Source organism: Paraburkholderia sp. EG287B, assembly GCF_040965595.1.
Taxonomy (GTDB): domain Bacteria; phylum Pseudomonadota; class Gammaproteobacteria; order Burkholderiales; family Burkholderiaceae; genus Paraburkholderia.
Genome location: NZ_JBFRCG010000008.1, coordinates 58,826 through 84,419, shown reverse-complemented (window position 1 = coordinate 84,419; position 25,594 = coordinate 58,826). Strand labels below are relative to the sequence as shown.

The following is a 25,594-nucleotide window of genomic DNA, read 5'->3' as shown; positions in this document are numbered from 1 at the left end:
GTCAGCTTCCTCCGCCCGGTGACGTTTGCGCGGCCTGCGCGGGCAGGATCGCGTGAACGTAGGCTGCGCGGTCAAGCAACTGCGCCGCGGTGGCGTCGAGATACTGCTTGAGCGGGCCGGCAAACACCGTTGCCGCCACCACGCCCGCGAGCAGCAGCGCACACGCGGCGAGCCTGGCGCGGCTGCCGCGCGGCGCAATGGCGGGTGCGCCGTCGTAGGCGCGGGCCGCGGGCATCGCCCACAGTAGGCGTGTGCCTGTGCGGCTGAGCGCGACGATCGACAGCAGGCCCGCGACCAGCACGGCGGGCCAGAGCACGACGGCCTGCGCAAGCGGCGTGGCGGCGAGCACCATGGCCTTGCCGAGAAAACCCGAGAGCGGCGGCAGGCCGACGGCGCCAACCGCCGCCGCGAGATAGAGCACGCCGGCGAGGTTCGAGGGCCAGGGCTTGGGCGTTTTTTCCGGGTCCGCTGCCTTGGGAAGCGTTGCGACCGGCTCGCTGTCCGCTTCGGGCGTGATGGCGGGCGCGCTGGCGTCGTCGAGCGATTCGAGCGAGGCGGGCTCGCGTGTTTCGGGGGCCGCGGGCGCGACCGCCGGTTCGCTTGCTTCGGACTCCAGTGTATCGGCGAGCATGAACAGCGCGCCCGTGCATAGCGTCGTGCTGATGAGGTAGTACAGCAGCGCACTCCACGCGAGCACGGTCTGCAGCGTGACGGCCGCAATCAGCAGGCCGACCGAGACCAGCACGAGAAAGCCGGTCGTGGTCTTGAGGCTCGATACCGCGAGCGCGCCGAGCGCGCCATAGACGATCGTCGCAATGGCGAGCCACCACGCCCATTGATGCAGGAACGCGTCGAGCACGCCGCCTGCCGCGCCGAACACGAGCGCGTCGCAGCGAAGCATCGCGTAGATCCCCACCTTGGTCATGATCGCGAACAGCGCGGCCACGGGCCCGATTGCGCTTCGATACGCCTGTGGCAACCAGAACGACATGGGGAACACCGCGGCCTTGAGGCCGAATACGAGCATGAGCGTCGCGCCCGCGAACTGCGCGAGCGGCAGCGACGCGGGGTCCAGGTGCGCGAGCCGCTCGCCCGCGTCGGCCATGTTGAGCGTGCCCGTGAGGCCGTACAGCACGCCCAGCGCGATCAGGAAGAACGACGAGCCGACGAGGTTCAACAGCATGTAGTGCAGGCCGTTGCGCACGCGGCGGCGGCCGCCGCCATGCAGCAGCAGCGCGTAGGAGGCGATCAGTAGCAGTTCGAAGAAGACGAACAGATTGAAGAGATCGCCGGCGAGAAACGCGCCGTTCAGGCCCATCAGCTCGAACTGCACGAGCGCGCGATAGTAGCGCCCGCGCCGGACATCGGCGCTCGTGGTGCCGAGCAGGCAGCAGCACGCGAGCAGCGCGGTCAGCACGAGCATCAGTGCGCCGAGCCGGTCGATCTGCAACACGATGCCGAACGGCGCGGGCCACGCGCCGAGCGCATAGCTGGCAATCTGCCCTTGCGCCGCGAATTCGGCGAGCGCCACCGCGACGGGCAGCAGCGCGAGCGTGGCGATCACGTTGATGGCACGCTGCAGGCGCTTCGCGCGCAGCGGCAGCGCAACGATTGCGCCGGCCGCGAAGAGCGGAATCAGGATGGGGAGGATGAGAGCGTGATTCATTCGCCGCGCATCTCCAGGCCGCTGCGCTGCGGGTTGTCGCCGTCCACGTGATCGGTGCCGTCGATCGCGAGCGCGCGCAGCGCGAGCACGACCGTGAAGGCCGTCATGGCGAAGCCGATCACGATCGCAGTGAGCACGAGCGCTTGCGGCACCGGGTCGGCATACTGCGCGCCCGGCGTGATCACGGGCGGCTTGCCGGTGGAGAGCCGGCCGATGCCGAGCAGGAACAGGTTGATCGCATACGAGAACAGCGTGATGCCGAGGATCACCGGCAGCACGCGCGCGCACAGCAGCAGGTAGAGGCCGCTCGCGCAGAGCACGCCGAGCGTAATGGCGAAGGCGGCTTCCATCAGCTTTTCTCCACGGATTGCATGTCCTTGTCGCGCACGCCGAGGTGCGAGACGATCGTGAGCGTCGTGCCGACCACGGCGCCCAGCACGCCGAGGTCGAACAGCATGGCCGTGCTCAGTTCGATTTCGCCGATCACCGGCAGGTGCAGATGGCCGAACGCGCTGGTGAGGAAGGGCTGGCCCAGCACGATCGCGCCTACGCCCGTGGTGGCCGCGACGAGAATGCCGAGGCCCGCGAGCCCGCGGTAGTTGATGCGGATGCGCGACTCGGTCCACAGCACGCCGCTCGCCACGTATTGCAACAGCAGTGCAATGGAGATCACGAGCGAGGCGATAAAGCCGCCTCCCGGCAGACTATGGCCGCGCAGAAAGATGAACACGGCAACGAGCAGCGTGAGCGGCAGCATGAGGCGCGCGAGAATGGCGAGCAGCAGCGGATGCGACTGCGACGACCACGGCAGACCGCCCGGGCCCGTGTCGGGCGATTTGAGGCGCAGGCCACGCAGCAGCGCTTTCACGGCGAGCCCCGCCACCACCAGCACGCTGATCTCGACCATCGTATCGAAGCCGCGGAAATCCACGAGGATCACGTTCACGACGTTGTGGCCGCCGCTGCCCGGCAGCGCGTTCGCGAGAAAGAACTGGCCGACGCCGTCGATGGGGGCGCGCGTCATTACCGCATACGCCACGGCGCCGATCAGTGTGCCGCCCGCGAGCGCGAGCACCGCATTGCGGGCACGCGCGGCGGGTGGCTCCTGCGCGCGCTGCACGACGGGCAGAAAGTAGATGGCGAGCACGAGCAGCAGCACCGTGACCACTTCCACGGAGATCTGCGTGAGCGCGAGGTCGGGCGCGGAAAAGCGCACGAACGCCAGCGTGACGAGCAGCCCGCAGGTGCTCAGCATCACGAGCGCATAGAGCGTATTGGCGCGCACGAGCACGACGCCCACGGCCATCAGCGCCATCAGCACGAGGCCGACCAGCGTCATCGCATCGAGCGGCGCCGAGCGGTAGGCCCCGTCCAGCGAAGCGAGCGCGAGGAGCGCCGCGCCGGGCACGATCAGCATCGCCGCGATCATCCACGCGAGATACGCCGGCAGCGAGCGCGTTTCGAAGAGATTGACCACGACGCCCGCGGCTTTTTCGAGCTGCTGCACGAGGCGGTCGAAGCCTTCGCTCGCGTTCATTTCGGAAAGCACCGAACGATGATGGCGGAACGCGTCGCGGCGATAGAAGAACAGCAGCGCGCCGCCCACGAACGATACGCAGCTCATCAGGAGCGGCAGATTGATGCCGTGCCACAAGCTCAGGCTGTACGTGGGCACGCTGCCGCCGAGCGCGAACCACGCCGCGGACTCGAGCATCCTGCCGATGGTCTGCTCCGGCACGAGGCCCACGAGCAGACAGATGACGACGAGAATCTCGACGGGCAGCTTCATGAAGCGCGGAGGCTCGTGCGGCGGGTAGTGCGGAAGGTCGTGCGGCGTCACGCCGTCGAAGAACACGCCCCACACGAAGCGCAGCGAGTACGCGACCGAGAGCCCCGCCGCGATGACGGCGAGCCCGGGAATGATCCAGCTGAAGTCGCCGAGCAGTCCTTGTGCGAGCGTTTCGCCGAAGAACATCTCCTTCGAGAGGAAGCCGTTGAGCAGCGGCACGCCTGCCATCGCGAGCGATGCCACGGCGGCCAGCGCGGCGGTATGCGGCATGAAGCGGCGCAGGCCGCGCAGGCGGCCGAGGTCGCGTGTGCCCGTTTCATGGTCGATGATGCCCGCCGCCATGAAGAGCGAGGCCTTGAATACCGCGTGATTGAAGGTGTGAAAGAGCGCGGCGACGGTGGAGAGCTGCGTGTCGAGGCCGAACAGCAGCACGATGAGCCCGAGATGGCTGATGGTGGAATAGGCGAGCAGCCCCTTGAGATCGCGCTGCACGAGCGCCATGGCCGCGCCGCCCGTGAGTGTGACGAGGCCGATCAGGCTCGTCACGTAGAAGAACCAGTCGGTGCCTTCGAGCACGGGGTAAAAGCGCGCAATAAGGAAGATGCCCGCCTTCACCATGGTCGCCGAATGCAGATACGCGGAAACGGGCGTGGGCGCCGACATCGCATGCGGCAGCCAGAAGTGGAACGGGAACTGCGCCGACTTCGTGCAGGCCGCGAACAGCACGAGCAGGAGGATCGCCGGATACAGCGGATTGCGCTGCACCAGGCCCGCGTGCGCGAGCACGACGTCGAGGTCGTAGCTGCCGCAGACGTGGCCGAGCAGCAGCACGGCGGCCAGCAGCGCGAGGCCGCCCGCACCCGTGATGGTGAGCGCCATGCGCGCGCCGCGCCGCGCTTCGGGGCGCGACGGCCAGAAGCCGATCAGCAGGAACGACACGATGCTCGTGAGTTCCCAGAAGATCACGAGCAGGAGCAGGTTGTCCGACAGCACCACGCCGAGCATCGCGCCCATGAAGAGCAATAGCAGCGCGTAGAGGCGCGGCAGCGACTCGCTGCCCGCGAGGTAGTAGCGCGCGTAGATAAAGACGAGCAGACCGATCGCGAGCACGAGCAGCGCGAACATGAACGAAAGACCGTCCAGACGCAGTGCGAACGAGAGCCCGAACTGCGGGATCCAGTCGGCTTGCCAGTGCAGCACGCCATGGGTGGCCATGCCCACGCGTTCGCTGCCCAGCAGTCCCAGGCCGAAGAGCGCGGCCGCGAATGCGATCCACGTGCCGGAGGCGGACGCCCAGCGTCCGGCGAGCGGCCCCGCGAACGCAACGAGCGCCGCGGCGACGAACGGTAGTACGACGAGCCACCCCATTGCCATTCGACACTCCCCGTGGATCCGGCAGGGCGCCGAGCCGCCGCGCCGCAGTTCACGATCATAGCCGCAAACGGGGACGGAGTTCATTCATGTGGCATCGAGGCGGCCACGGGGTGTCATACGAAAGAAACCTGCGTCAGGTCCTCCGGCCAGGGGGGCGCGTCGACGATCTTCACATCGGCCAGACGAAGGTTTCGTGAGCGCGGGTCGTTTTGCCGATGTCCACCGTGCGCCGCTCCGTGTTGCCGGCGTGGCTCGCGGTGACCACATAGCGGCCGCTTAAAGCCCGCGCTTTTCGCGCCCACATGCAAGAAGGCCGTTGCCCGCGCGCGGCGGGAGACGGCCTTCGTCACTGCATGACGGCGCGTTGCGACCGCGACTACGCCATCACTGCGGAATCATGCCGGTCAGCACATAAGCCTGAATCAGCGTCACCACGCCCACGACAGCCGCGAAGAACAGGCTATGACGCAAGGTGAAGCGGAACAGCGACGACTCCTTGCCGACGAGGCCGGTTGCCGCGCAGGCCACCGCGATCGACTGCGGCGAAATCATCTTGCCGCTCACGCCGCCCGAGGTGTTGGCCGCGACGAGCAGCGTATCCGACACGTTGATCTGGTGCGCCGTGGTGTGCTGCAGCGAGCAGAACAGCGCGTTCGACGACGTATCGGAGCCCGTGAGGAACACGCCGAGCCAGCCGAGGAACGGCGAGAAGAACGGGAAGGCGGCGCCGGTCCCCGCAAGTGCGAGGGCGAGAGTGGACGACATGCCCGAGTAGTTCGCGACGAACGCGAAGGCGAGCACGAGACCGATGGACAGCACGGGGCGGCGCAGTTCGCCGAGCGTCTCGCAGAACGCGGCCACGGCGGCGCGCGGCTTCATGCGCAGCAGGATCGCGGAGAGGACCGCGGTGATCATGATCGCGGTGCCCACGGCCGAGAGCCAGTCGAGCTTGAACACGGCTTCGTACGGCTTCGGCGAGGCGACGATCGGCGCCGTGCGCACCACGAGCTGGTCGAGGCCCGGTACGTGCAGGCTCAGAATGGTGCCCGCGAGCGGACCCTTCGCGGCGAAGAGCGCCTTGAACGGCTTGACGCTCCACACGGTTACGATGGCCGTGAGCAGAATGAACGGCGACCATGCGCGCACGGTCTGCGCGATGCTGTACGGCGACGCCTTGCGGCTCGAAGCCGCCGCACGCGAGCTGCCACCGCCGAAGCCGCCCAGCGCAGCGGCGCCGCCGCTCACCTTCACGCTCGTGCCTTGCGTTGCCCGGCGCGGCTGCCACACGTTGAGGAACGCGGCGAGCGCGACGAGGCTCACGAGCGCCGAAGTGATGTCCGGCAACTCGGGCCCGATGTGGTTCGACGTGAAGTACTGCGTAACAGCGAAGCTGCCGCCGGCCACGAGCGCGGCGGGCCACGTTTCCTTCACGCCGCGCTTGCCGTCCATGATGAAGACGAGCCAGAACGGCACGAAGAGCGAGAGCAGCGGCAACTGGCGGCCCGCCATCGCGCCGATCAGGAACGGATCGATGCCCGTCACCTGGCCCGCGACGATGATGGGAATCCCCATCGCGCCGAACGCCACCGGAGCGGTGTTGGCGATCAGGCACAGGCCCGCGGCGTAGAGCGGCTCGAAACCGAGGCCGACGAGCAGCGCCGAAGTGATAGCCACTGGCGCGCCGAAGCCCGCCGCGCCTTCGAGGAACGCGCCGAACGAGAAGCCGATCAGCAGCAGCTGCAGGCGCTGGTCGTCGGTGATCGAGAGCACCGAGGCGCGGATGATCTCGAACTGTCCCGTCTTCACGACGATCTTGTAGAGGAACACCGCGGTGACGATGATCCACGCGATCGGCCAGATGCCGTAGGCAAAGCCGAAGCCCGCGGAAACGAGCGCCTGGCGCACGGGCATGCCGTATTCGAAGATCGCCACGGCGAGCGCGAGCAGCAGGGTGATCGCCGCAGCGACATGGCCCTTCATGCGCAGGCCGGCGAGCGCGACGAAGAAGAACAGAATGGGAATGGCGGCCACGAGGGCGGACAGCCACAGACTGCCGAGCGGTGTGTAGATCTGGTACCAGGGTTGCACTACGGTCTCCTCCGATGATGCGGGTAGAAAAATTATGTGATCTCGTCAGGCTTGCTATGAGCGTTATTTCGCACGTCTGACGAGATGAACGCTATTGCGGCTGATCGCGTTCGCGCAGCAGGTCGTGCAGGCTGCGCGGCGCGGGCTTGAGCGGCGTGCGATGCTGCGTCCAGCCCATTTGCTGCGAGGGCGCGAGGCCGCGCAGACGCGTCACGGCCCAGCGCAGCGCACGGTAGGCGCGCGGATGCGCGAACGCGCCGCTCCAGAAGCGCCAGATGAACTGCTCGCTCCGGCTGTGATTCGCGCCCTGGCCGCGCAACGGATGCGCGACGCTTTCCTCGGGGTCGCGGTTCGCCTCGGTGCGCAGGCGCACGAGCAGCTGCGGAATTGGAATGCGCACCGGGCAGACTTCGCCGCATGCGCCGCACAGGCTCGAGGCGGTGGGCAACTCGGCGGTCGCGTCGAGTCCGAGCAGATGCGGCGAAATGATCTTGCCGATCGGCCCCGGATAGGTCGTGCCATACGCGTGCCCGCCGATGCGCGTGTACACCGGGCAGTGGTTCATGCACGCGCCGCAGCGGATGCATTGCAGCGTGGCGCGCAATTGCTCGTCGGCGTAGGCCTGGCTGCGGCCGTTGTCGAGCAGGACGAGATGCACCTCGCGCGGGCCGTCTTTCTCGCCTGCGCGGCGCGGGCTGCTGATCAGGTTGAAATACGTCGTGATGGGCTGGCCCGTGGCCGAGCGCGTGAGCAGGCTCGAAAGCGGCACGATGTGCTCGAGCTTTGCCACCACCTTTTCCATGCCCATGATCGCGATATGCACGTCGGGCACCGTGGTGGAAAGGCGGCCGTTGCCTTCGTTTTCCACGAGCCAGAGCGTGCCTGTGTCGGCGGCGGCGAAGTTCACGCCGGAAAGGCCGATCTGCGCATCCACGAAGGCGCGGCGCAGCGCGCGGCGGCCCGTTTGAATGAGCGTATCGACGTCTTCCGTAAACGGCGTATCGGGAATGTGCTCCTCGAACAGGTGGCCGATATCGCCCTTCGTCTTGTGAATGGCGGGCATCACGATGTGCGAGGGCTTCTCGCCCGCGAGCTGCACGATGTACTCGCCCATGTCCGATTCGATGCAGTCGACGCCGCGCTCCGCGAGGTAATGGTTGAGCTCGATTTCCTCGCTCGCCATCGACTTGCCCTTGATCACGCGCGTGGCCGCGTGACGGTGCGCGATGGCGTGGACGATGTGGTTCGCCTCGTCGGCGGTCTCGGCCCAATGCACCTGGATGCCGTTGGCGCGCAGCGTCGTTTCCAGCTGCTCGAGCAGTTCAGGCAGGCGCGCGAGCGCATGCTGGCGCACCGCTTCGCCGAGGTCGCGCAGGGCTTCGAGTTCGTCCGCCTCGGGGAACTGCGCGGCGCGCTTGCCTTGCAGGAAGTCCATCGCGCCGCGAAAGCTCTTGCGCAACTGCGGGTCGTCGAGCGCCGTGCGTGCGCGCTGGCGGAATTCCGCAGTCGGGACGAAATGGAGCGTGTTTTCCTGAGATGTCTGCGTGGTCGTGCTCATTCGGCGGCTCCGTGCTGCGCTCGCGTTTCGCTATCGTCATCGGTCACGACGACGACCCACAGGGCGCGGGGGCCATGCGCGCCATAGGCGGTGGTCTGCTGGATATCCGAGGTCTTCGAAGGCCCCGAGATCATCACGAGATTGGTGGGCATGCCGTCACGCCAGCGCTCCGCCGCTACGGCGGCGTGCAGGTCGGCGTGCAGCGTGCGCGCGTGGATCAGCGCGACGTGCAGCGGCGGCACGAGCGAGACCGTGCGCGGCGCGTTCGCGTCGGGCACGACCACGAGGGTGCCTGTCGCCGCAAGACCCGAGCGCGCGACCGTGAAGCCCGCGTCGATGGTGTCGAACAGTTCGGCCTTCCACTGCTCGATCGGCTGCGCGTAACTGCGCGCCTGCACGACGGAAGGCAGTGCCGCTTCGAGCGCCTGGCCTTCGGCGCAGGCGGTGTCGAGCAGCACGTTGCGCACGCCCGCCGCCGCGAGGCGTTCAGCGAGATCGGCGGCCCACGTTGCGGCGCTTGCGCAGATCACCTCGGCGTGCGCGGCTTCGAGCATGCGCCGGAACTGCGCGATGCGTTCGTTCAGCACTAGCGGGGCGAGCGCCCGGCGTCCGTTGAAATGCGCGTCGATGCGTGCGTCGAGCGCTTCGAGCGTCGTGGCGGGCGCGTCGGGCGCATGGCCGCGCAGGCGTTGCAGCATGCGCGCCCGCGCGCTCATCGTATCGAGGTTCATGCGGCCTCCCCGCCGGTGCGGCGCCAGAGGAACGAAGCGAGGTGCTCGACGGCGAGCGGCGCGCCTTTGTGCGCCGCCGCGTGGCCGATGTTGAGCAGGCACCCGCAGTCGGCGGAAACGAGGCGCTCGCAGCCCGTGGCGCAGGCGGAGGCGATCTTGTCGGCGACCATCGCGCCGGAAATGTCCGGGTGCTTGAGCGAGAACGTGCCGCCGAAGCCGCAGCATTCCGATTCGCGTTCGTGCTCGATGCGCGTGACGCCCGGCAGCGCATCGACGACTTCGACGCCGTGCACGCGCGTGCCCATCTCGCGCCGCGCGCCGCAGGAGGTGTGCAGCACGACGCGCTCGTCGGGCTGGCGGACGGCACCCTGCGCGCCATACGCGTTGAAATCGACGCCCAGCACGCGCACGAGGAATTCCGTGAGTTCGTACACGCGCGCCGAGAGTCCTTCGGCGCGCGCGCCGTTGGCGGCGTCGCCATCGAACAGCGTGGGCCAGTGGTGGCGCATCATGCCCGCGCACGAACCCGAAGGCACGATCACGGGCCAGGGCTTTTCGAAGAGTCCGAGTTGCGCGAGCGCGACCTCGCGCGCCTGGCGCGGGTTGCCGCTGCTGTACGCAGGCTGGCCGCAGCAGCTCTGGCTGCGCGGGAAATGGACCGTGAGGCCTTCGCGTTCGAGCAGCTTCACCGCGTCGAGGCCGGCTTGCGGCACGAACAGGTCGACGAGGCAGGTGGCGAACAGATAGACGTCGGTGGGGTGCTCGGTGGGGTATTGCCGTGGCTTCATGTCTCGCTCGTTGTCTTGGCGCGCTTTCGTGCTCCTTCCCCAGGGACCGGGGCCGGGCAGCTTGGAGACGAGCGCTGGTTTGGGCGCATAATTCCCGCTTCGGGCGAACGGTTCAAACTGGTTGGACCACTTGCCGCAGGCTAGAACGAGACTCGGGTATGACAATGAGGGACAGGGCAGGCGCGCGCGGGCGCGTGGAGACCGTGATGCGTCAGATGGAGACGTCGCTGCTCGACGGCACCTGGCGCGCGGGAGCGAAGCTGCCTTCCGAGCGCGTGCTCGCACTGGAATTCGACGTGGCGCGCAACACGGTGCGCGAGGCGATCCAGCGGCTGGCCGCACGCGGCCTCGTGCAGAGCCGGCCGGGCGCGGGCGTGTTCGTCACCGACCAGCTGCGCACGGGCTTTGCTTCGCCGTGGGGGCAACTGGTGGCCGATCATCCGGCCTTGCGCGAAGATATCCTCGAGTTTCGCCGCGTGCTGGAAGGCGCGACCGCGTATTTTGCGGCGCTGCGCGCGAGCGACGAGGATCTCGCACGCATTCGCGCGCTGATGCAGGAGCTGGAGCGCACGCGCGAAGTGGACGACAAGGCCGCCGAAGCCGACACCGATGCGAAGCTGCACGAAGTGATCGCGCAGGCCTCGCACAACGCGATGTTCCTGCACCTGCACACGAGCGTGCTGGGGGTGCTGCGCGAGCACATCACCATCAACGGCACCGGTCTGCGCGTGCAGAACGAAGACGCGCCGGACCAGTTGCTGCTGCAGCACCGCACGCTGTGCGACGCGATCGTCGCGCGGCGTCCCGAGGAGGCGCGCACGGCGATGCAGACGCACATCGACTTCGTGCGCACGCGGGTGGGAGAGGAGATCGGCTGGCCGGAAAGTGGTCCGACCAGTGACGATGCGCCGCGCGCCTCGCCAGCGGCTGCGGCAGCGCAAGCGGGTAAGCCGGCGCGCAAAGCCGCGCGCAAGGCGCCTCTCAGCGCAAAGGAAAAGCCTGCGGCTCGCGCCGGGCGCGCGAACGCTGCTAAAGTCGGCTGATCGGGCCGACCGGCCTCATTCCGGGCCGTACGCCGTACCCGGCCGCATGAGCAGGAGGAACAGATGAACGAACGCGCCGCGCAAATCGTAGCGTTGAGCGCCGTGACGCTGACCGTCAGCGACATCGCGCGGTCGGTGTCCTTTTACGAGGCGCTCGGCTTCGTGCAGCGAGCCGGGCCGGCGGTGGCGGGCTTCGCGTCGTTCGCACTGGGCGGCGCGGCCGGCGTCTGCTATTTGAACCTGCTGGAGGGGCCGCACGGCGCGGTGAACGGCTGGGGCCGCGTGATCGTCTACGTCGCCGACGTGGACGCCTTCTACGCCCACGCGCTGGCGACCGGCGCCAGGCCCGAATTCGCGCCGCGCGACGCGCCGTGGGGCGAACGCTATTTTCATCTCGTCGACCCGGACGGCCACGAGCTCAGCTTCGCCAGGCCGCTCAGCTGAGCCGCCACAATGCATTTGAAATATTCGTGACACTCGCTGCGCCGATAGTGGCGCGAGTTGACAGCATATCGACCAAGGAGAGAGTCGCCATGAATGAACTGGACCGCACGATGCACGCCGAACATACGGATGCGCAGTTGCAGGAAGCCGAACTGCATCGCCGCCGGCGTCTGAACGAAGAGCTCATCGACGCTTACGACGAAGAGCTCGAAATGGAGGTCGACGACCGGCTGCAGGAAAGCGGTCTGCAGATCAGCGACGAGGCGCGTGCGCTGCGCCGCGTCTATTTCCGCGAGCTGATCCGCCTGCAGGGCGAGCTCGTGAAGATGCAGGACTGGATCGTGAGCACGGGTCACCGGCTCATCGTGATCTTCGAGGGACGCGACGCGGCGGGCAAGGGCGGCGTCATCAAGCGCATCACGCAGCGTCTGAACCCGCGCATGTGCCGCGTGGCCGCGCTGCCCGCACCGAACAACCGCGAGCGCACGCAATGGTATTTCCAGCGCTACGTGCAGCATCTGCCGGCGGGCGGCGAGATGGTGCTGTTCGATCGCAGCTGGTACAACCGCGCGGGCGTGGAGCGCGTGATGAACTTCTGCACCGACGACGAATACGAAGAGTTCTTCCGCTCGGTGCCCGAGTTCGAAAAGATGCTCGTGAGAAGCGGCATCCAGATCGTCAAGTACTGGTTCTCGATCACCGACGACGAGCAGGAAGTGCGGTTCCAGAGCCGCATCGACGATCCGCTCAAGCAGTGGAAGCTCTCGCCGATGGACCTCGAAAGCCGCCGCCGCTGGGAGGCCTACACGCACGTGAAGGAAGTGATGCTGCAGCGCTCGCACATTACCGAGGCGCCGTGGTGGGTCGTGCAGGGCGTGGACAAGAAGCGCGCGCGCCTGAACTGCATTAACCATTTGCTGAGCCAGGTGCCGTATCACGAGATCGAGCACCCGCAAGTCACACTGCCGGCGCGCGTGCATCATCCGGATTACATTCGCCAGCCGGTGCCGCAGGACATGTTCATTCCGGAGATTTATTGAGGGGTTGCCCGCTTTCGCAGCAATCAATCAAATAAGCCGCGCTCCCCTCCCAGGGAGCGCGGCTTTTTTCTGGTCCTTTCGTGCTCAGAACACGTGCTTGAACACCCAATAGAGCGCGCCAGCCAGCACGATCGAAGCGGGCAGCGTGAGCACCCACGCCATCACGAGGCTGCGCACCGTATTCCATTGCAGGCCCGAGCCGTTCGCGGCCATCGTTCCCGCCACGCCCGAGGAGAGCACGTGCGTGGTCGAGACCGGCAGACCGTACACGTCCGCCGCACCGATCGTCACCATCGCCACGACCTCCGCGCAGCCGCCCTGGCCGTAGCTCAGGTGCTGCTTGCCGATGCGCTCGCCCACCGTCACCACGATGCGCTTCCAGCCCACCATCGTGCCGAGCCCCAGCGCGATCGCCACGGCCACCTTCACCCACGTCGGGATGAATTTCGTCGCGTGGTCGATCTGGCTGCGGAAGTTGTTGATGGACTTCAGGTCGTCGGCCGAGAAGGGCACCGCCTTCTGTTTGTCGAGCAGGCGGATCGCCTCGGAAATCACGTACATGTTGTTGCGCACGTTATCGACGACCGATTGCGGCACTGCCGCGAGCGAGCCGTAACCGCGCACCTGTTCGGTCACCTGGTTCGAGAGCGCGGCGAGCGCGGGCACCGTCGTGCTCGACAGGGCGCGGCGGCCGATGAAGCGTTCCACTTCGGCGCGCGGATCGGCGGGCGCGGCCACGCCGTTCGTATAGCGCTCGAGCGCGCGTGTGGCGTCGTGCGCGACGGCGATGAAGGTCTGCGTCTGCTCGGCCGTCACGGCGCGGTTCAGCGCATAGGCCGTGGGCACCGTGCCGATCAGGATCAGCATGATGAGGCCCATGCCCTTCTGGCCGTCGTTGGAGCCGTGCGCGAACGACACGCCCGTGCAGGTGAGGATCAGCAACGAGCGGATCCAGAACGGCGGCGGCTCCTTGCCCTTCGGCGCCGAGTAGAGGGCGGGCACGCGCACGACGGCCTTGAGGATGAGCAGCAGCAGGCCGGCCAGCAGAAAGCCGATGATCGGCGAAAAGAGCAGCGACTTGCCCACGCCGAGCGCCTGGCTCCAGTCCACGCCGCTCGTGCCGTTCGCGCCGTGCATGAGCTGGTTCATGAGACCCACGCCGATGATCGAGCCGATCAGCGTATGCGAGCTCGACGAAGGCAGGCCGAAGTACCACGTGCCCAGGTTCCAGATGATCGCGGCAATGAGCAGAGCGAACACCATGGCGAAACCCGCGCTGCTGCCTACCTGCAGGATCAGCTCCACCGGCAGCAGTTGCAGGATGCCGAAGGCCACCGCGCCGGTGGACGTGAGCACGCCGAGGAAATTCCACGCGCCCGACCATATCACGGCGATATTGGGCGAAAGCGAGTGCGTATAGATGACGGTTGCGACCGCATTCGCGGTATCGTGGAAGCCGTTCACGAACTCGAAACCGAGCGCGATCAGGAGCGCGATGCCGAGCAGGATCCAGGGCATCGCCGAGCTTTCGCGCACCGGCGAGAGGTCGTCGGCGAGATGCATCCCCACGTACACGGCGCCTGCGGCGATGACCACGAGGAAGGCGAGCAGGCTGGCGTTGCGCCCGCGTGCGGGGGCCGTGCCCGGTTGCGGTGACAGGGAAAATTCTGGCATGGCAGGCGGGCTCCTGGGGGAGGGAGTGGGCAAAGGTTTCGCCTCCGATCCTGAACCGCCCAGGTGTCCGTTTGATGACGGATTCGTGCCAGCCATGCCCGATGCATGCCCGACAGACCGGCGCCCCATCGAATCGCGCCGTCAGCAAGAGGATTGCGCAGATGCCAAAACGGGTTCTTTCGCTGCGTCTTCTGGTGCACCGCTGGGCCCACGCGCGGGCGAAGGCGGCGACGCGCCTGATCGGCAACTATCCCTTCTTCGCGGGGCTTTCCGGCACGCTCGTCGCGACGGTGATGGCGATCCTCACCTACGCGGCGCTCTACGAGGGGCGCGCCGAGGAGCTGCGCCACGCGCAGGAGAACTCGCGCAACCTCGTGCAGCTCATCAGCAACGACATTGCCCGCAACGTGGAGATTTACGACCTGTCGCTGCAGGCCGTGGTTCAGGCGGCGCAGCAGCCGCAGACCTGGAGCATGCCCGAGTCGCTGCGCCAGCGCGTGCTGTTCGACCGGGCGACGGCGGCGTCGAGGCTCGGCGGGGCCTATGTGATCGACGCCACGGGCCATGTGAAAGCCTCGCGCAGCAACGCCTTCGACACTTCACCCGCCGGCATTTCGTTCGCCGACCGCGATTACTTCGTCGCGCAGCAGCGCGACCCGCATGTGGGCCTGTTCTTTTCGAAGCCGTTCCATTCCCGCCTGCGCGGCGGCGCGCTCACGATCGGCCTCACGCGCCGCATCAACGCGCCCGACGGCTCGTTCGCGGGCGTTGCGCTGCTCGGGGTGCGCCTCGACTATCTCGATCAACTGCTCGAGCGCATCGACCTGGGCCCGGGCGGCCACCTCTTCATCCTGATGCGCGACGGCACGCTGCTCGCGAGCAAGCCGCCCTCGACGCGCGGCGCCGGCTCGAGCTACGCGGACCTGCCGAATTTCGCATTTTTTTCGCGTCGCGACGCCGGCACCTATACGCTGCACTCGGCAATCGACGGGGTCGAGCGCATCTACACCTTTGCGCATGTGGGCAACTCGCCGTTCATCGTCGTCGTCGCGCCCGCCGTGGGGGACGTGCTCGCCGGCTGGCGGCGGCGCAGCTATATCGCGCTCGTGATGACCACGGTGTTCGGCGGCGCATGGGTTGCGGTGTCCTGGATGCTCGCCTTCGCGCTGCGCGACAAGGTGGTGGCCGAGGGCAAGCTCGTGCGCCTCGCCGTCACCGACCCGCTCACGGGTCTCGCGAACCGCCGCGCGCTCGACAGCCGTCTCGCGGAGGAGTGGCATCACGCGGTGCGCGAACGCACGCCGCTTTCCGTGCTGTTTTTCGACATCGACCACTTCAAGCTCTTCAACGACACCTACGGACACGCCGCCGGCGACGAGGTGCTGGTGTTCGTGGCCGGGCGCATCGCTGCAGGATCGCGGCGCGCAACCGATCTCGCCGCGCGCTTTGGCGGCGAAGAGTTCGCGGTGGTGCTGCCGGGCACGGCGCTCGACGCCGCGACGCGCATGGCGGAGAAGATCCGCAAACGCATCGAGTCGGACAATCTCACGCTGAGTGGTACGCACCATGGGTGCGTGACGGTGAGCGCGGGGTGTGCGAGCTGCAATCCGCCGGACGGCGGCAGCGGCGCGAAGCTGCTGGCCGCCGCCGACCGCCTGCTCTACGAGGCCAAGGAAGCGGGCCGCAATCAGGTCCGGTCGCAGCAATGGACGGGCGAGGGGGCGCAGCCGCTGGTGGATTCCGAAGCCGGAAGCCGAGGCCGCGATGCACCCGCAACGCGAGGCTGAGGCGCGCCGGCTTGCGTGCGGCGCGCGACGGCCGCCATGCCGTTCAGCGCGCGGACTTCGACAGCCGGTGGCCGAGGCCGAGGTTCGAGACGATCTGCCAGGTATAGACGCGCGAATAGTGCACGCCGAACTGGCGGCCGATCAGCTCGCGCACGCGGCTGTTGGTCCACGCATCGCTCGCAAAGCCATGCTCTCGCGCGGAGCCGTGCAGGGCGCTCGCGATCCAGCCTAGTGCGGCCTGATCGAGCACTGAAGGCCGGCCACCCACGCTCATCTGCTGGAGCGCTGCAAGGCCGCCGTCTTCGACGATGGACTTGTAGCGCCTCACCGTCTGGGCGGAAAGGTGGAGTGAGTCGGCGACGCTATTCACGGTCGCGCCTTCCATCAACATCTGGCCGGCGGCCATTCTTCTCGCGACGCTCGGCAGGTTCTCGGTTCGGGTAAGCATGTGTTCACTCGTCGACGAAAGATTCCGGACACGCGGCAATGCGGATGTGCCGCTCCTGTAACCCTTCCTGCAAGCGGGTCTTGTCGCTTGCCATGGATCCGGCGCCGGTGCGGTGACGCGGGAACCATGACGGACGGCGAAATCGACGCCCGGTGAAGGGCGCTTGTTGCGAAACGCCTCGGTGTTCCGCAGCGGATATTAATAATTGTTTTTGTAGGGAATGTGTATAGCTAGCGGAAAAATAGTCTGCTTGACTTGTGGATAATCCTGAACTAATGAGAAAAAACAACCGACTCGCGTGGGTCAACAATGCGCGCCGCCATTTCGCACCGCTCAGGCAATCCGAAGTTTGCTCCTATTTCAGCCAGTTAACCTGACTTAATTGCTCAACATTGAAAAGCAACACTCTGCGTTGTTTTGTATGACTAATTCAGTATTCAGCATGGATTGAAGTGAGCCAGTCTTATTCAATATGAATTAAATGACGCCGGTCGCACCTTTAGATGTTTGTTAGCGTTTTCGATCTGTGCCATAAAAGTTAGCCTGATCCGGCAGGGTGATGACGGCTATCGGGCAATTTCAGGGAGTGATTTGCTTTTTTTGTGCAGAATGTTTTCGCAAACATTTCGAATCGATTGCAATGCGGATTGGATTCGAATGAACGAATGCAGAATGCCGGATTCGCCGCGCAGCGTATCGTGTGGCGAAACGGGTCCCTGAATCCCGCGGGCCGCCAAATGCGTCCGTGCGCTTCGTCAAACGATGCGCGGCATGGGCGGCGGCCCGCTTTCTGGCCGCTGCGGATGAATCAAGAACTCGATGAAAAGGTAGGTCGTTTGCTGCGCCGCGCTGCGAGCCGGCGCTCGCTCGTGCCGTACGGCGCGTTTCATGCCCTGTTCGCGGGCGACGTGCCGTTGCGGGTGCGTTACGAAAAGCTCGAGGCGGCCGCGGCCGCGTTGTGCGAGCCACGCGAGGCCGACTATGCCTCGCTGCTCTCGACCGATTCGGGCCTGCCCGGCCCGGACTTCTATACACGCTTCAAGCGCTTGCATACCGAGCGCTACTACGAAACGCTCGGCGCGGACCGGCATCGCATGCTGCGGCTTGCCGAAAAGCGCCAGCTCGCCAACGAGGAACGCGAGCGTGTCTATGCCCATTACCTGCGCTGTGCGGCCGAAGAAGCCTGCATGACCAGCGCTTGATGCGTGCGGGCGGCGCCATGCCGCTCTCTTGCCATTCACGATCCACACAAGGAGGCTTCATGTCCACACGCTACCGTTCTTCGGCGCCGCTGCTCGGCGCCATACTCGTGCTTGCCCTCGGCGTGTCGCCGCAGGTGCCGCTGTTTGCGCAGACGGCGTCCGATGCCGCGCCTGAAAGTGCGCCCAACGCGACGCTGCAGATCGGCGAGGTGCAGACCACGGCGACGGTCGTGAGCATCGACGCGGCCACCAATTCGGTCACGCTGCGCGGCGCCCGACGCAACCTGGTGACGGTCGCGGTCGATCCCGCGGTCGGCGACGTGAGCAAGCTCAAGCCCGGCGATCATGTGAACATCCTCTACAAGGAGGCGTTGCTGCTGCGCGCCGAAAAGGTGGCCACGCGGGGCATCCGCTCGCGCGTCGATACGGTCGCTACCACGCCCGCTTCCGGCGGCATGACGGCAACGGCGCGCAGCGTGCAGGTGATCGCGACGGTGGAGAAGATCGACCGCAAGAGCCGCAAGGTCGCGTTGCGCGGACCGAACCGCACGGTCGTGGTGGTGGCGCCGCCGGACGTACGGCTCGAATCGATCAAGGTGGGCGACAGCATTCGCGCCGACTACGTGGGCGCGACGGCCGTGCATGTCACGCGCGACGGCCAGAACCTGCAGTGAAGCAGTAACGCTGGGCGGCGTGGCTAGTCGGCGCGATTGCGGTCGCGTACGAGGATCGACACGTAGATTGCCGTGCAGACGATGATGACGGCCACGCCGGCAATCACCTTCTGGTGGTCGAAGTTGATGAGGCCGACCACTGCGATGGCGATGCCGGCGGCAGAGCCGAGCGTGCCCATTGCGGCCACGAAAATGCGCACCTTGCTCCAGACGCGATGGCGCCGCTCGGGACCTGCGCCTTCCATAAACCGATGCAGTCGATCAAACATGGCGGCTCTTCCGGGTTGGGTAGAAGACGGTCATGCGGGCGCGAATGAATGCGCGGCCCGGACCAGATCAAGTATAGCCAGCCCATTATTACGCGTTCTTTCAATTGCCTGCGCCCCGGTGCGCCGGAATTCCCGAGCGTTTTTTGCGCGCGTTTAAGTTTGTCTTAATTTTGGCTCGCCATGATGGAGCGGTCGGGTCGATTCGATAGTTCGATTCGCGGTTGTTCTTCACGTCCCCTGTTGGCCGCCGATTCACTCGGCGGCCTTTTTTTCGTCTGCCGTCGACGTTTGCTAGCGTCGATCACCGCACATTCACGCCTTTATTTGTGATTCGTCGCGAGGGCGCCCGCGCTGTTTGCGCCGCCAAAGAGCTGTGTCAGATATTGCTGGTTGTTGTTCATGATCGACATGAGGTTATTGAGCGCGGTGAACTGGCGGTTGAATTGCGCAGTGAGCTGGGTTGCGCGCACATCGAGCATCGACGACTGCTTTTTGATGTCGTCGAGTTCCTTGTTGATGGCCGTGCTGCGCCGCTCGATGATGCCGCTCGACTGCACGTAGGGCGTAATGGCGCTGTTGAGCTTCGTGGTCATGCCGCCGCTGCCGAACAGCGCCGCAATCGCACTGTTGCCCGGTTGCAGCGCCTTCTTGAACGCCTCGTCGTCGATCTCGAGCTTGCCGCTCTTGTCGAGCTTGATGCCGATCTCGCTCAGCGAATGGGTCACGCCGTCGCTGCCCTTCACGCCCGCCGAAACGACCGCGGGCAGACTCGCCGCGAGCGTGCGCGCGATCGAGTCGCCGAGCAGCGCGCCCGCTTGCGCGCTCGTCGAACCGGTCGCGGCCGTGTAGGAGGTCAGCCCGCTCAGGGCATCCACGTAGCTGTTGTACGCCTTCACGAAGTCGCGGATGGATGTGCCCGTCGCTTCGGTGTCGGGGGCGATGGTGAGCGTTTGCTTCGTGCCCACCGAGGCGCTTGCGAGCTTGATCGTGATGTCGCTCACCACGCCCTCGAGCGTGTTGCTCGCGCTCGTGACGCGTGTGCCGTCGATGCGCAGTTCGGCGTCGCTGGCTGCCTCGACTTCGCGCATCTGCGAGGAAGCGAGGCGCGTGTCGACGCCCGCGCCCGCCTGCACGTCGATCGCGTTGGCCGCGCCGGTCTTGTTCGCGGTCAGCACGAGGTGCTGGCCGTCGGCGCCGTTGACGATCGACGCCGTGACGCCTGGGTTGTCCTTCGCCCGGTTGATCGCCGCGACGACGTCGCTGAGCTTGTTGCTGCCCGCAGCGATCGTCAGATGCATGGACTTGCCGCCCATCGAGATGTCGAGGCTGCCTTCCCCGAGCGTCTCGCCCGTGTCGAAGCTGTCCGAGGCGAGCTTATGCGCTGTCGCGAGGCGATCGACTTCGACCGTGAAGCTGCTCGCCACCGCGTTCTTGCCGGCCACCGCGCTCAAGCCCTTGTCCTTCTCACTCGTCGTGACGGTGAAGCGTTGCAGCGCGGCGCCATCTTTGAACGGCTCGAGTGCGGTCTGGAGCGAAGCGAGCGCCGACTTCAGCGTGCCGAGCGCCGAAAGTGTCGTGTTACTGGCGGTCTGCTTCGCGCTGAGGATGGCGCTCGGCCCCGCGATCTTGGCGTTGACGAGCGCCTTGACGAGCTGGTTGACGTCGAGCGTGGAGTTGGTCGCGCCGCTGATGATCGACTGGGCGGCGTCGCTCAGCGCGCTGTTGGCGCTGGCGGTCGTGGTGTTCGTGATCGTGCTTGCCATGAAAGAAGTCCGTTCGTTCTGGTGCGTCGAGTCGACGGAACGCGCGAATGCGCGGCCATGCTTTCATTACGGCAAGCTTTCATGAAACTTTATGAAAGAAATGAAAAGTTTTTGAAAAGTACAGGATCGGTACTGCGGCGGCAGCCAGCCGCCCGCTTCAAACGTGCTCGGGGAAGCCCGAGCGGCCTTGCGTGAGATCGGTCAGCGTGTGGCGCGCAGCGTCCAAGGCGGTAGCGGGCAACTGGATCGTGAGGCGGACCGTCATGGCGTACTGGCTCTCCACGAGCGTGAACTGCTGCTGGTCGATCCAGTGGCGCACGCGGGTTTCGTCGGGATAGCCGAGTTCGACTGTGAGGCGCGCCTGCGCGATGCGCTCGACGCGCTCGGCCCCATGCAGGGCGCTGGCAATGGCGTCGGTATAGGCGCGCACGAGGCCGCCCGCGCCGAGCTTCACGCCGCCGTAGTAGCGCACCACGGCGGCGAGCAAGCCGTCCAGGTCGTGATGGCGAAGCACTTCGAGGATCGGGCGCCCGGCGGTGCCGGAGGGCTCGCCGTCGTCGGACATGCCGGACTGGCCGCCCGCTAGCAGCGCCCAGCAAACATGCGTGGCGGTGGGATGTTCGTCGCGCAGGCGGCGGATTTCAGCCATGGCCGCTTCGCGGTCGGCAACAGGAATGGCGTGCGCGATGAAGCGGCTCTTGCGGATATCGAGTTCCGCCGTGACGGGATGGGCGAGCGTGAAAGTTGGCACAAGCGGGGTGGCACTGCAGGCGAAACCCCCATGTTAACCGATGCTCATGGGTCGGCTTTCGACGTCAGTCCCCATATCTTGCCAGTTTGCGTAATGGTTCTTTGCGTCAGATGCTAGTGACGCCCCGGCCTTGAGCCCGGATAATGCACGGTATGACGGATCTAGCTCTGGCTGGAGCGAAGCCGAACTCCTCATTCGGTGATCCGTCATAGTTCTTCTCTCGCGGCGCCGCTGCACCGTTCCGGCAGACGCGATTCTCCAGAAGCACAGAAGCCAAAAAAATCCCCGGTCGGACGGTGTCACGACCGGGGGTCACAAGGCTCGCCTGTTCTCAAGAGGCAATCCCACCTTACGTCCGCAAAATTGCGTCCGCAATCGGAAAAAAAACCTGGTGCGCCTGGCACCCGAAGGGCGCTAGAGTTCTCATTCGCGCGCAAAAAAAATCCCGGCCATCTCTGGCCGGGCAATGAGAATACACCGTGCGCTCCGGGGAACGAAACGCCCATCAACGTTACCCGCGGGGCGTGCGGGCGGCAACACTTCCGCATTACCTGCAATTACTAACGTCTGCCTTTCCGGATGCGCCCGGCGTGCGGCGCGGCAGGCCGGATCCGCCGTGTGGCGGGCGTTGCGGTCAATTTGATTCGCATAGCGAACGATATTCGCGCGCCCGCACGCGCGCGGCGAAGTAAGGCGCTGAAATGCGCCGAGGCCGGTCTCCCCAGGGGGAAGACCGGCCTCGGTGTGCCGCTTCAGGGGCCTCCAGAGAAGGCGGCCCCTGGATCACGCGTGCGTCACGCGGATCAGTAACGCGGCGGGGGCGGCGGACGATGGTCGTCGTCGCGGTAGTGCGGGGGACCCGGATCGTGCGGGTGATGGTGCATCCACTCGTCGTGTTCCCAATAGCGGTGGCCGTCGTAATAACGGTTCTCGTGCCAACCGATCGAGACGTGCGCGTCCACCGGCATCATGTGCGGTTGACCGTATTGCGGCGCCGATTCGGCACGCAGCCCATACGGAGCCGATTGAGCGAAGGCGCTCGAGGCGCCCATCAATGCGCCGCCGGCGATCAGTGCTGCGGCGATGGCGCGGGCGGGGGTCTTCCAGCTCTTCGTGTTCATGAGTTACCTCCTCGTTGGTTGCGTCGTCAGTCACGCGGCATCGGGATGCCTTTGTGTCGCGACCACGGTTCAAAGCTTATCGGCCCGAAGCGGAGGAAAACGTGACCACTTGTAAGCTTTCGTTTCATACGATTCTTCATGCCAGAAAGGCCGCTTTGACAGTTGGCCCTTGATGCAGAAAGGATTAAGCGCCGTACCTGACAATCGGGAACAAGCCGTAGAGGGTCGGGTTGTCAACTGACGTTACATTCGGGCGGCGCGGGCCGCCCGAATGCGTCACGTGTACCGGCCAGCAGGCCCCGCTGTCGTTCTTACCGAGGTGTTTTCGGCGCGGGTGTTGCACCAGCCACATCGATCGCGCTTTGCGAACCTAGTTGCGCGCGCAACTCATATTTCTGGATCTTGCCCGTGGCCGTGCGCGGCAGTTCGCCGAAGCGCACGGCGCGCGGCACCTTGAAGTGCGCGAGAAAGAGCCGGCAGTGCGCGATGATTTCCTCGGCCGTGGCGCTCGCGCCGGGCCGCAGTTCGACGAATGCGCAAGGCACTTCGCCCCACTTCGGATCGGGCATCGCCACGACGGCGGCGAGCGCGACGGCCGGATGGCGATACAGCGTGTCCTCGACCTCGATGCTCGAAATGTTCTCGCCGCCCGAGATGATGATGTCCTTGCTGCGGTCGGTGATGCGCACGTAGCCGTCGGGCGTCATCACGCCGAGGTCGCCCGTGTGGAACCAGCCGCCGCGGAACGCCTCTTCGGTCGCGCGCTCGTTCTTCAAATAGCCCTTCATGCAGATGTTGCCGCGGAACATGATCTCGCCGAGCGTTTCGCCGTCGGCGGGCACGGGTTCCATCGTCTGCGCATTGCGCACGCTCACGCCGCTTTGCAGGTGATAGCGCACGCCCTGGCGCGCGGCGAGGCGCGCCTGTTCCTCGTCGGGCAACGTCTGCCAGCGCGCCTGCACCGCGCATACGGCAGCGGGGCCGTACACCTCGGTCAGACCATAGACATGCGTGAGTTCGATGCCGATCGCCTTCATCTTCGCGATCACGGCCGGCGCGGGCGGGGCGCCTGCCACCATCGTGCACACCGTGTGAGCGATGCCTTCGCGATACTCCGCGGGGGCGTCGGCGAGCGCGCCCTGCACGATGGGTGCGCCGCAATAGTGCGTGACGCGCTCGCTGCGAATGAGATCGAACACGAGCTTCGCGTCGAACTTGCGCAGGCACACGTTCACGCCCGCACGCGCGGCGACGGTCCACGCGAAGCACCAGCCGTTGCAGTGAAAGAGCGGCAGCGTCCAGAGGTACACGGCGTGCTTGGGCATGTCCCATTCGAGGATGTTGCTCACTGCGTTGAGGTACGCGCCGCGATGGTGATAGACCACGCCCTTGGGGTCGCCCGTCGTGCCCGAGGTGTAGTTCAGTGCAATGGCGTCCCATTCGTCGCGCGGCGGCTCCCAGGCGAACTCGGGATCGCCTTGTTCGAGGAACGCCTCGTAGTCGGTGGCGCGCGGGAAGTACTCGGGGTCGGCGGCCGCGATGTCGGCCACGCTGATGATCCTGAGGTTGGGGAATTCGAGCGCCGCGCGCTGCGCGAGCGCCGCGAATTCGGTATCGACGATCAACGCCTTCGCTTCGCCATGGCGCAGCATGAACAGCATGGTTGCGACATCGAGTCGCGTGTTGAGCGTGTTGAGCACCGCGCCGAGCATGGGTACGCCGAAGTGCGCTTCGACCATCGCGGGGATGTTGGGCAGCAGCACCGCCACCGTGTCGCCGCGGCCGATGCCCGCCTGCGCGAGCGCGCTCGCGAGCCGCCGCGTGCGCGCATAGGTTTCTCGCCAGTCGCGGCGGACCTCGCCGTGGACCACGGCCAGGCGGTCGCCATAGACTTCGGCGGCGCGGGCGATGAAATCGACCGGCGTGAGCGGCACATAATTGGCCTCGCGTTGCGCGAGCCCTTCTTCGTAGGGGTGCAACATGGCGGTGTCTCCGAACGGTTATGGGTTTGTCGATATGATTCGCGCTACCGTAGCAGGGCCGCGCATGCCAGTCTGTCGCCGGCGCGACAGAGCGGGCCGCGACGCACGGTGTGCCCGACAAGATCGACCCAAAGATTGACCTAACCCAGGAAAGCGCGATGTCGCAATCCATTATGCCCCCGGATGGGACACCGCCCGCCCGCGATTCATGGCGCGAAGGCGAGCGCATCGACGCCGCAAACGCCGCGCGCCTGGCGGCGCTATTCGAGCGGTGCGCTTGGTTCCGCGCGCTCGCGCCCGAGCATCGCGAGTGGGTGCTCGCGTCCTCGCATGCGCAGGGCTATGCCGCGGGCGCGATCGTCGCCGCACGCGAAGCGCCCTCGGACTGGTGGCTCGGCGTGAGTTCCGGCCTCGTGAAGCTGGCGATCTTCAATGCATCGGGGCGCGGCTGCACGTTTTCGGGCGTGCCGCACGGGGGCTGGTTCGGCGAGGGGAGCGTGATCAAGCGCGAGCCGCGCAAGTACGACGTGATCGCGCTGCAGCCGTCGTTCGTCATGGCCGTCGCCACCGAGACGTTCCACCGGCTCATGGACAGCAGCCTGCCGTTCAACCGCTTCGTGATTCATCAGCTCAACAACCGCATGGGCGAATTCATCGCGTTGATCCAGAACAGCCGCTTGCTCGACGTGGATGCACGCGTTGCGCAGTCGCTCGCGCAGATGTTCAATCCCTATCTTTATCCCGAGACGGGGCGTGCGCTCGACATCTCGCAGGAGGAGATCGGCATGCTGGCGGGCGCGTCGCGTCAACGGATCAACCAGGCGCTGCAGACGCTCGAGCGCGAGGGGCTCGTCGCGCTCTCGTACAACCGCGTGGACGTGCTCGATCTCGACGGGCTGCGCGCGTTTGGCCGCGACCAGATCTGAGGATCGCAGAACCCTTATCAATCTTGCGAGGTATAGAAGACTCTCTCCCCCGCGAGCCGGTTTTTAGGCGTGGCCGTGCTGCGTAGACTTTGCTCATCGAATACATAAGGAGAGCAAGGTGAAAAACGCAATGCTGCGCGCGGCGCTGGTTTCGATGATGGCGATCGTTCCGGCGGTGTCGTTTGCCCAATCCGCCGGCACGCACAACGGCCCGGTAACGCGTGCCCAGGTGCTTCAGGAATTGGTCGATCTGGAGTCGGTGGGGTACAACCCGGCTTCGTCGAACGACGCCACTTATCCGGAAGATGTGCAGCGCGCCATGGGCCGGCTTGCCGAAAAGCGCGCCAACGAAGCGCGCCTGGCGCAGGAGCAGGTCGCGCAATCGGGCTACGGCGCACCGCCCGCGCAGAACGGTGAAGCGGGTGCGCCCGCCGTGTCGGGCAGTGAGTCGCCGCCCGCTTATCGCCACCATTGAT

At 66.1% G+C, this 25,594-nt stretch carries 21 protein-coding genes and 1 pseudogene; 8 read left to right on the top strand and 14 right to left on the bottom strand.

Features of this window, described 5'->3' with window-relative positions; all coding sequences use genetic code 11:
* Window position 1: 1 nt before the first annotated feature.
* The 7 genes from AB4Y40_RS15665 to AB4Y40_RS15635 form a co-directional block, all read right to left on the bottom strand.
* Entirely contained in the window at window positions 2–1,666 is a 1,665-nt protein-coding gene (locus AB4Y40_RS15665; protein WP_368688487.1) for a monovalent cation/H+ antiporter subunit D, read from the bottom strand.
* Complete coding sequence (locus AB4Y40_RS15660; RefSeq protein WP_368688486.1) at window positions 1,663–2,016, bottom strand: Na+/H+ antiporter subunit C; 354 nt, start codon at window positions 2,014–2,016, stop codon at window positions 1,663–1,665. The genes AB4Y40_RS15665 and AB4Y40_RS15660 overlap by 4 nt, the downstream gene beginning before the upstream one ends.
* Window positions 2,016–4,829 (bottom strand): monovalent cation/H+ antiporter subunit A, encoded by a 2,814-nt coding sequence (locus AB4Y40_RS15655; protein WP_368688485.1) that lies wholly within the window; start codon window positions 4,827–4,829, stop codon window positions 2,016–2,018. The genes AB4Y40_RS15660 and AB4Y40_RS15655 overlap by 1 nt, the downstream gene beginning before the upstream one ends.
* Before the next feature lie 384 nt (window positions 4,830–5,213).
* Window positions 5,214–6,917 (bottom strand): lactate permease LctP family transporter, encoded by a 1,704-nt coding sequence (locus AB4Y40_RS15650; protein ID WP_368688484.1) that lies wholly within the window; start codon window positions 6,915–6,917, stop codon window positions 5,214–5,216.
* 91 nt (window positions 6,918–7,008) lie between these two features.
* Window positions 7,009–8,475 carry a LutB/LldF family L-lactate oxidation iron-sulfur protein gene (locus AB4Y40_RS15645; RefSeq protein WP_368688483.1) on the bottom strand — a complete coding sequence of 489 codons (1,467 nt, stop codon included), beginning with the start codon at window positions 8,473–8,475 and terminating at the stop codon, window positions 7,009–7,011.
* Entirely contained in the window at window positions 8,472–9,191 is a 720-nt protein-coding gene (locus tag AB4Y40_RS15640) for a lactate utilization protein C (RefSeq protein WP_368688720.1), read from the bottom strand. The genes AB4Y40_RS15645 and AB4Y40_RS15640 overlap by 4 nt, the downstream gene beginning before the upstream one ends.
* Window positions 9,192–9,202: 11 nt before the next feature.
* Window positions 9,203–9,994: a (Fe-S)-binding protein gene (locus AB4Y40_RS15635; RefSeq protein ID WP_368688482.1), complete on the bottom strand. Its 792-nt coding sequence runs from the start codon at window positions 9,992–9,994 to the stop codon at window positions 9,203–9,205.
* 206 nt (window positions 9,995–10,200) lie between these two features.
* Here AB4Y40_RS15635 and AB4Y40_RS15630 point away from each other — a divergent pair.
* From AB4Y40_RS15630 to ppk2, 3 genes and pseudogenes are all read left to right on the top strand, one after another.
* Window positions 10,201–10,854: pseudogene (locus AB4Y40_RS15630) on the top strand (FadR/GntR family transcriptional regulator); the annotation flags it as partial.
* A gap of 246 nt (window positions 10,855–11,100) precedes the next feature.
* On the top strand, window positions 11,101–11,481 hold the full coding sequence (locus AB4Y40_RS15625) for a VOC family protein (RefSeq protein ID WP_368688481.1): 381 nt from the start codon (window positions 11,101–11,103) through the stop codon (window positions 11,479–11,481).
* Window positions 11,482–11,570: 89 nt separating this feature from the next.
* On the top strand, window positions 11,571–12,521 hold the full coding sequence (gene ppk2 / locus AB4Y40_RS15620) for a polyphosphate kinase 2 (RefSeq protein ID WP_368688480.1): 951 nt from the start codon (window positions 11,571–11,573) through the stop codon (window positions 12,519–12,521).
* A gap of 84 nt (window positions 12,522–12,605) precedes the next feature.
* Here ppk2 and AB4Y40_RS15615 read toward each other — a convergent pair whose 3' ends face one another.
* Window positions 12,606–14,195 carry an inorganic phosphate transporter gene (locus AB4Y40_RS15615; protein WP_368688479.1) on the bottom strand — a complete coding sequence of 530 codons (1,590 nt, stop codon included), beginning with the start codon at window positions 14,193–14,195 and terminating at the stop codon, window positions 12,606–12,608.
* 161 nt (window positions 14,196–14,356) lie between these two features.
* Here AB4Y40_RS15615 and AB4Y40_RS15610 point away from each other — a divergent pair, with 161 nt between their 5' ends.
* On the top strand, window positions 14,357–15,982 hold the full coding sequence (locus AB4Y40_RS15610) for a diguanylate cyclase (protein WP_368688478.1): 1,626 nt from the start codon (window positions 14,357–14,359) through the stop codon (window positions 15,980–15,982).
* Window positions 15,983–16,025: 43 nt separating this feature from the next.
* Here AB4Y40_RS15610 and AB4Y40_RS15605 read toward each other — a convergent pair whose 3' ends face one another.
* Window positions 16,026–16,430, bottom strand: a complete 405-nt coding sequence (locus AB4Y40_RS15605; RefSeq protein ID WP_028202557.1) for a helix-turn-helix domain-containing protein — start codon at window positions 16,428–16,430, stop codon at window positions 16,026–16,028.
* A gap of 803 nt (window positions 16,431–17,233) precedes the next feature.
* On the opposite strand from AB4Y40_RS15605, the gene AB4Y40_RS15600 reads away from it, so the two are divergent.
* Together AB4Y40_RS15600 and AB4Y40_RS15595 are read left to right on the top strand one after the other, a co-directional pair.
* A complete protein-coding gene (locus AB4Y40_RS15600; protein ID WP_368688477.1) occupies window positions 17,234–17,632 on the top strand; it encodes a hypothetical protein in 399 nt (132 codons plus the stop codon).
* A 59-nt stretch (window positions 17,633–17,691) separates the two neighbouring features.
* Window positions 17,692–18,306, top strand: coding sequence for a hypothetical protein (locus AB4Y40_RS15595; protein WP_368688476.1), 615 nt, complete (start codon window positions 17,692–17,694; stop codon window positions 18,304–18,306).
* A gap of 23 nt (window positions 18,307–18,329) precedes the next feature.
* Here the strand turns inward: AB4Y40_RS15595 and AB4Y40_RS15590 are convergent, their stop codons facing one another.
* The 5 genes from AB4Y40_RS15590 to AB4Y40_RS15570 form a co-directional block, all read right to left on the bottom strand.
* Window positions 18,330–18,575 carry a DUF2964 family protein gene (locus AB4Y40_RS15590; RefSeq protein WP_245623541.1) on the bottom strand — a complete coding sequence of 82 codons (246 nt, stop codon included), beginning with the start codon at window positions 18,573–18,575 and terminating at the stop codon, window positions 18,330–18,332.
* A 320-nt stretch (window positions 18,576–18,895) separates the two neighbouring features.
* Window positions 18,896–20,338: a flagellar filament capping protein FliD gene (fliD, locus tag AB4Y40_RS15585; protein ID WP_368688475.1), complete on the bottom strand. Its 1,443-nt coding sequence runs from the start codon at window positions 20,336–20,338 to the stop codon at window positions 18,896–18,898.
* Between the two features lie 157 nt (window positions 20,339–20,495).
* Entirely contained in the window at window positions 20,496–21,089 is a 594-nt protein-coding gene (locus AB4Y40_RS15580) for a YigZ family protein (RefSeq protein ID WP_368688474.1), read from the bottom strand.
* Between the two features lie 803 nt (window positions 21,090–21,892).
* The gene (locus AB4Y40_RS15575; protein ID WP_368688473.1) at window positions 21,893–22,210 is read right to left on the bottom strand and encodes a hypothetical protein; all 318 of its coding nucleotides are present in this window, start codon (window positions 22,208–22,210) and stop codon (window positions 21,893–21,895) included.
* Window positions 22,211–22,521: 311 nt separating this feature from the next.
* Window positions 22,522–24,192: an acyl-CoA synthetase gene (locus tag AB4Y40_RS15570; protein ID WP_368688472.1), complete on the bottom strand. Its 1,671-nt coding sequence runs from the start codon at window positions 24,190–24,192 to the stop codon at window positions 22,522–22,524.
* Window positions 24,193–24,365: 173 nt separating this feature from the next.
* Here AB4Y40_RS15570 and AB4Y40_RS15565 point away from each other — a divergent pair, with 173 nt between their 5' ends.
* Together AB4Y40_RS15565 and AB4Y40_RS15560 are read left to right on the top strand one after the other, a co-directional pair.
* Complete coding sequence (locus AB4Y40_RS15565) at window positions 24,366–25,118, top strand: Crp/Fnr family transcriptional regulator (protein WP_368688719.1); 753 nt, start codon at window positions 24,366–24,368, stop codon at window positions 25,116–25,118.
* 118 nt (window positions 25,119–25,236) lie between these two features.
* Window positions 25,237–25,593, top strand: a complete 357-nt coding sequence (locus AB4Y40_RS15560; protein ID WP_368688471.1) for a DUF4148 domain-containing protein — start codon at window positions 25,237–25,239, stop codon at window positions 25,591–25,593.
* Window position 25,594: the final 1 nt, after the last annotated feature.

Coding starts and splice junctions, on each gene's coding strand:
- AB4Y40_RS15665 (WP_368688487.1), bottom strand. CDS start 1,666: ATGAATCACGCTCTCATCCTCCCCATCCTGATTCCGCTCTTCGCGGCC.
- AB4Y40_RS15660 (WP_368688486.1), bottom strand. CDS start 2,016: ATGGAAGCCGCCTTCGCCATTACGCTCGGCGTGCTCTGCGCGAGCGGC.
- AB4Y40_RS15655 (WP_368688485.1), bottom strand. CDS start 4,829: ATGGCAATGGGGTGGCTCGTCGTACTACCGTTCGTCGCCGCGGCGCTC.
- AB4Y40_RS15645 (WP_368688483.1), bottom strand. CDS start 8,475: ATGAGCACGACCACGCAGACATCTCAGGAAAACACGCTCCATTTCGTC.
- AB4Y40_RS15640 (WP_368688720.1), bottom strand. CDS start 9,191: ATGAGCGCGCGGGCGCGCATGCTGCAACGCCTGCGCGGCCATGCGCCC.
- AB4Y40_RS15635 (WP_368688482.1), bottom strand. CDS start 9,994: ATGAAGCCACGGCAATACCCCACCGAGCACCCCACCGACGTCTATCTG.
- AB4Y40_RS15625 (WP_368688481.1), top strand. CDS start 11,101: ATGAACGAACGCGCCGCGCAAATCGTAGCGTTGAGCGCCGTGACGCTG.
- ppk2 (WP_368688480.1), top strand. CDS start 11,571: ATGAATGAACTGGACCGCACGATGCACGCCGAACATACGGATGCGCAG.
- AB4Y40_RS15615 (WP_368688479.1), bottom strand. CDS start 14,195: ATGCCAGAATTTTCCCTGTCACCGCAACCGGGCACGGCCCCCGCACGC.
- AB4Y40_RS15610 (WP_368688478.1), top strand. CDS start 14,357: ATGCCAAAACGGGTTCTTTCGCTGCGTCTTCTGGTGCACCGCTGGGCC.
- AB4Y40_RS15605 (WP_028202557.1), bottom strand. CDS start 16,430: ATGCTTACCCGAACCGAGAACCTGCCGAGCGTCGCGAGAAGAATGGCC.
- AB4Y40_RS15600 (WP_368688477.1), top strand. CDS start 17,234: ATGAATCAAGAACTCGATGAAAAGGTAGGTCGTTTGCTGCGCCGCGCT.
- AB4Y40_RS15595 (WP_368688476.1), top strand. CDS start 17,692: ATGTCCACACGCTACCGTTCTTCGGCGCCGCTGCTCGGCGCCATACTC.
- AB4Y40_RS15590 (WP_245623541.1), bottom strand. CDS start 18,575: ATGTTTGATCGACTGCATCGGTTTATGGAAGGCGCAGGTCCCGAGCGG.
- fliD (WP_368688475.1), bottom strand. CDS start 20,338: ATGGCAAGCACGATCACGAACACCACGACCGCCAGCGCCAACAGCGCG.
- AB4Y40_RS15575 (WP_368688473.1), bottom strand. CDS start 22,210: ATGAACACGAAGAGCTGGAAGACCCCCGCCCGCGCCATCGCCGCAGCA.
- AB4Y40_RS15570 (WP_368688472.1), bottom strand. CDS start 24,192: ATGTTGCACCCCTACGAAGAAGGGCTCGCGCAACGCGAGGCCAATTAT.
- AB4Y40_RS15565 (WP_368688719.1), top strand. CDS start 24,366: ATGCCCCCGGATGGGACACCGCCCGCCCGCGATTCATGGCGCGAAGGC.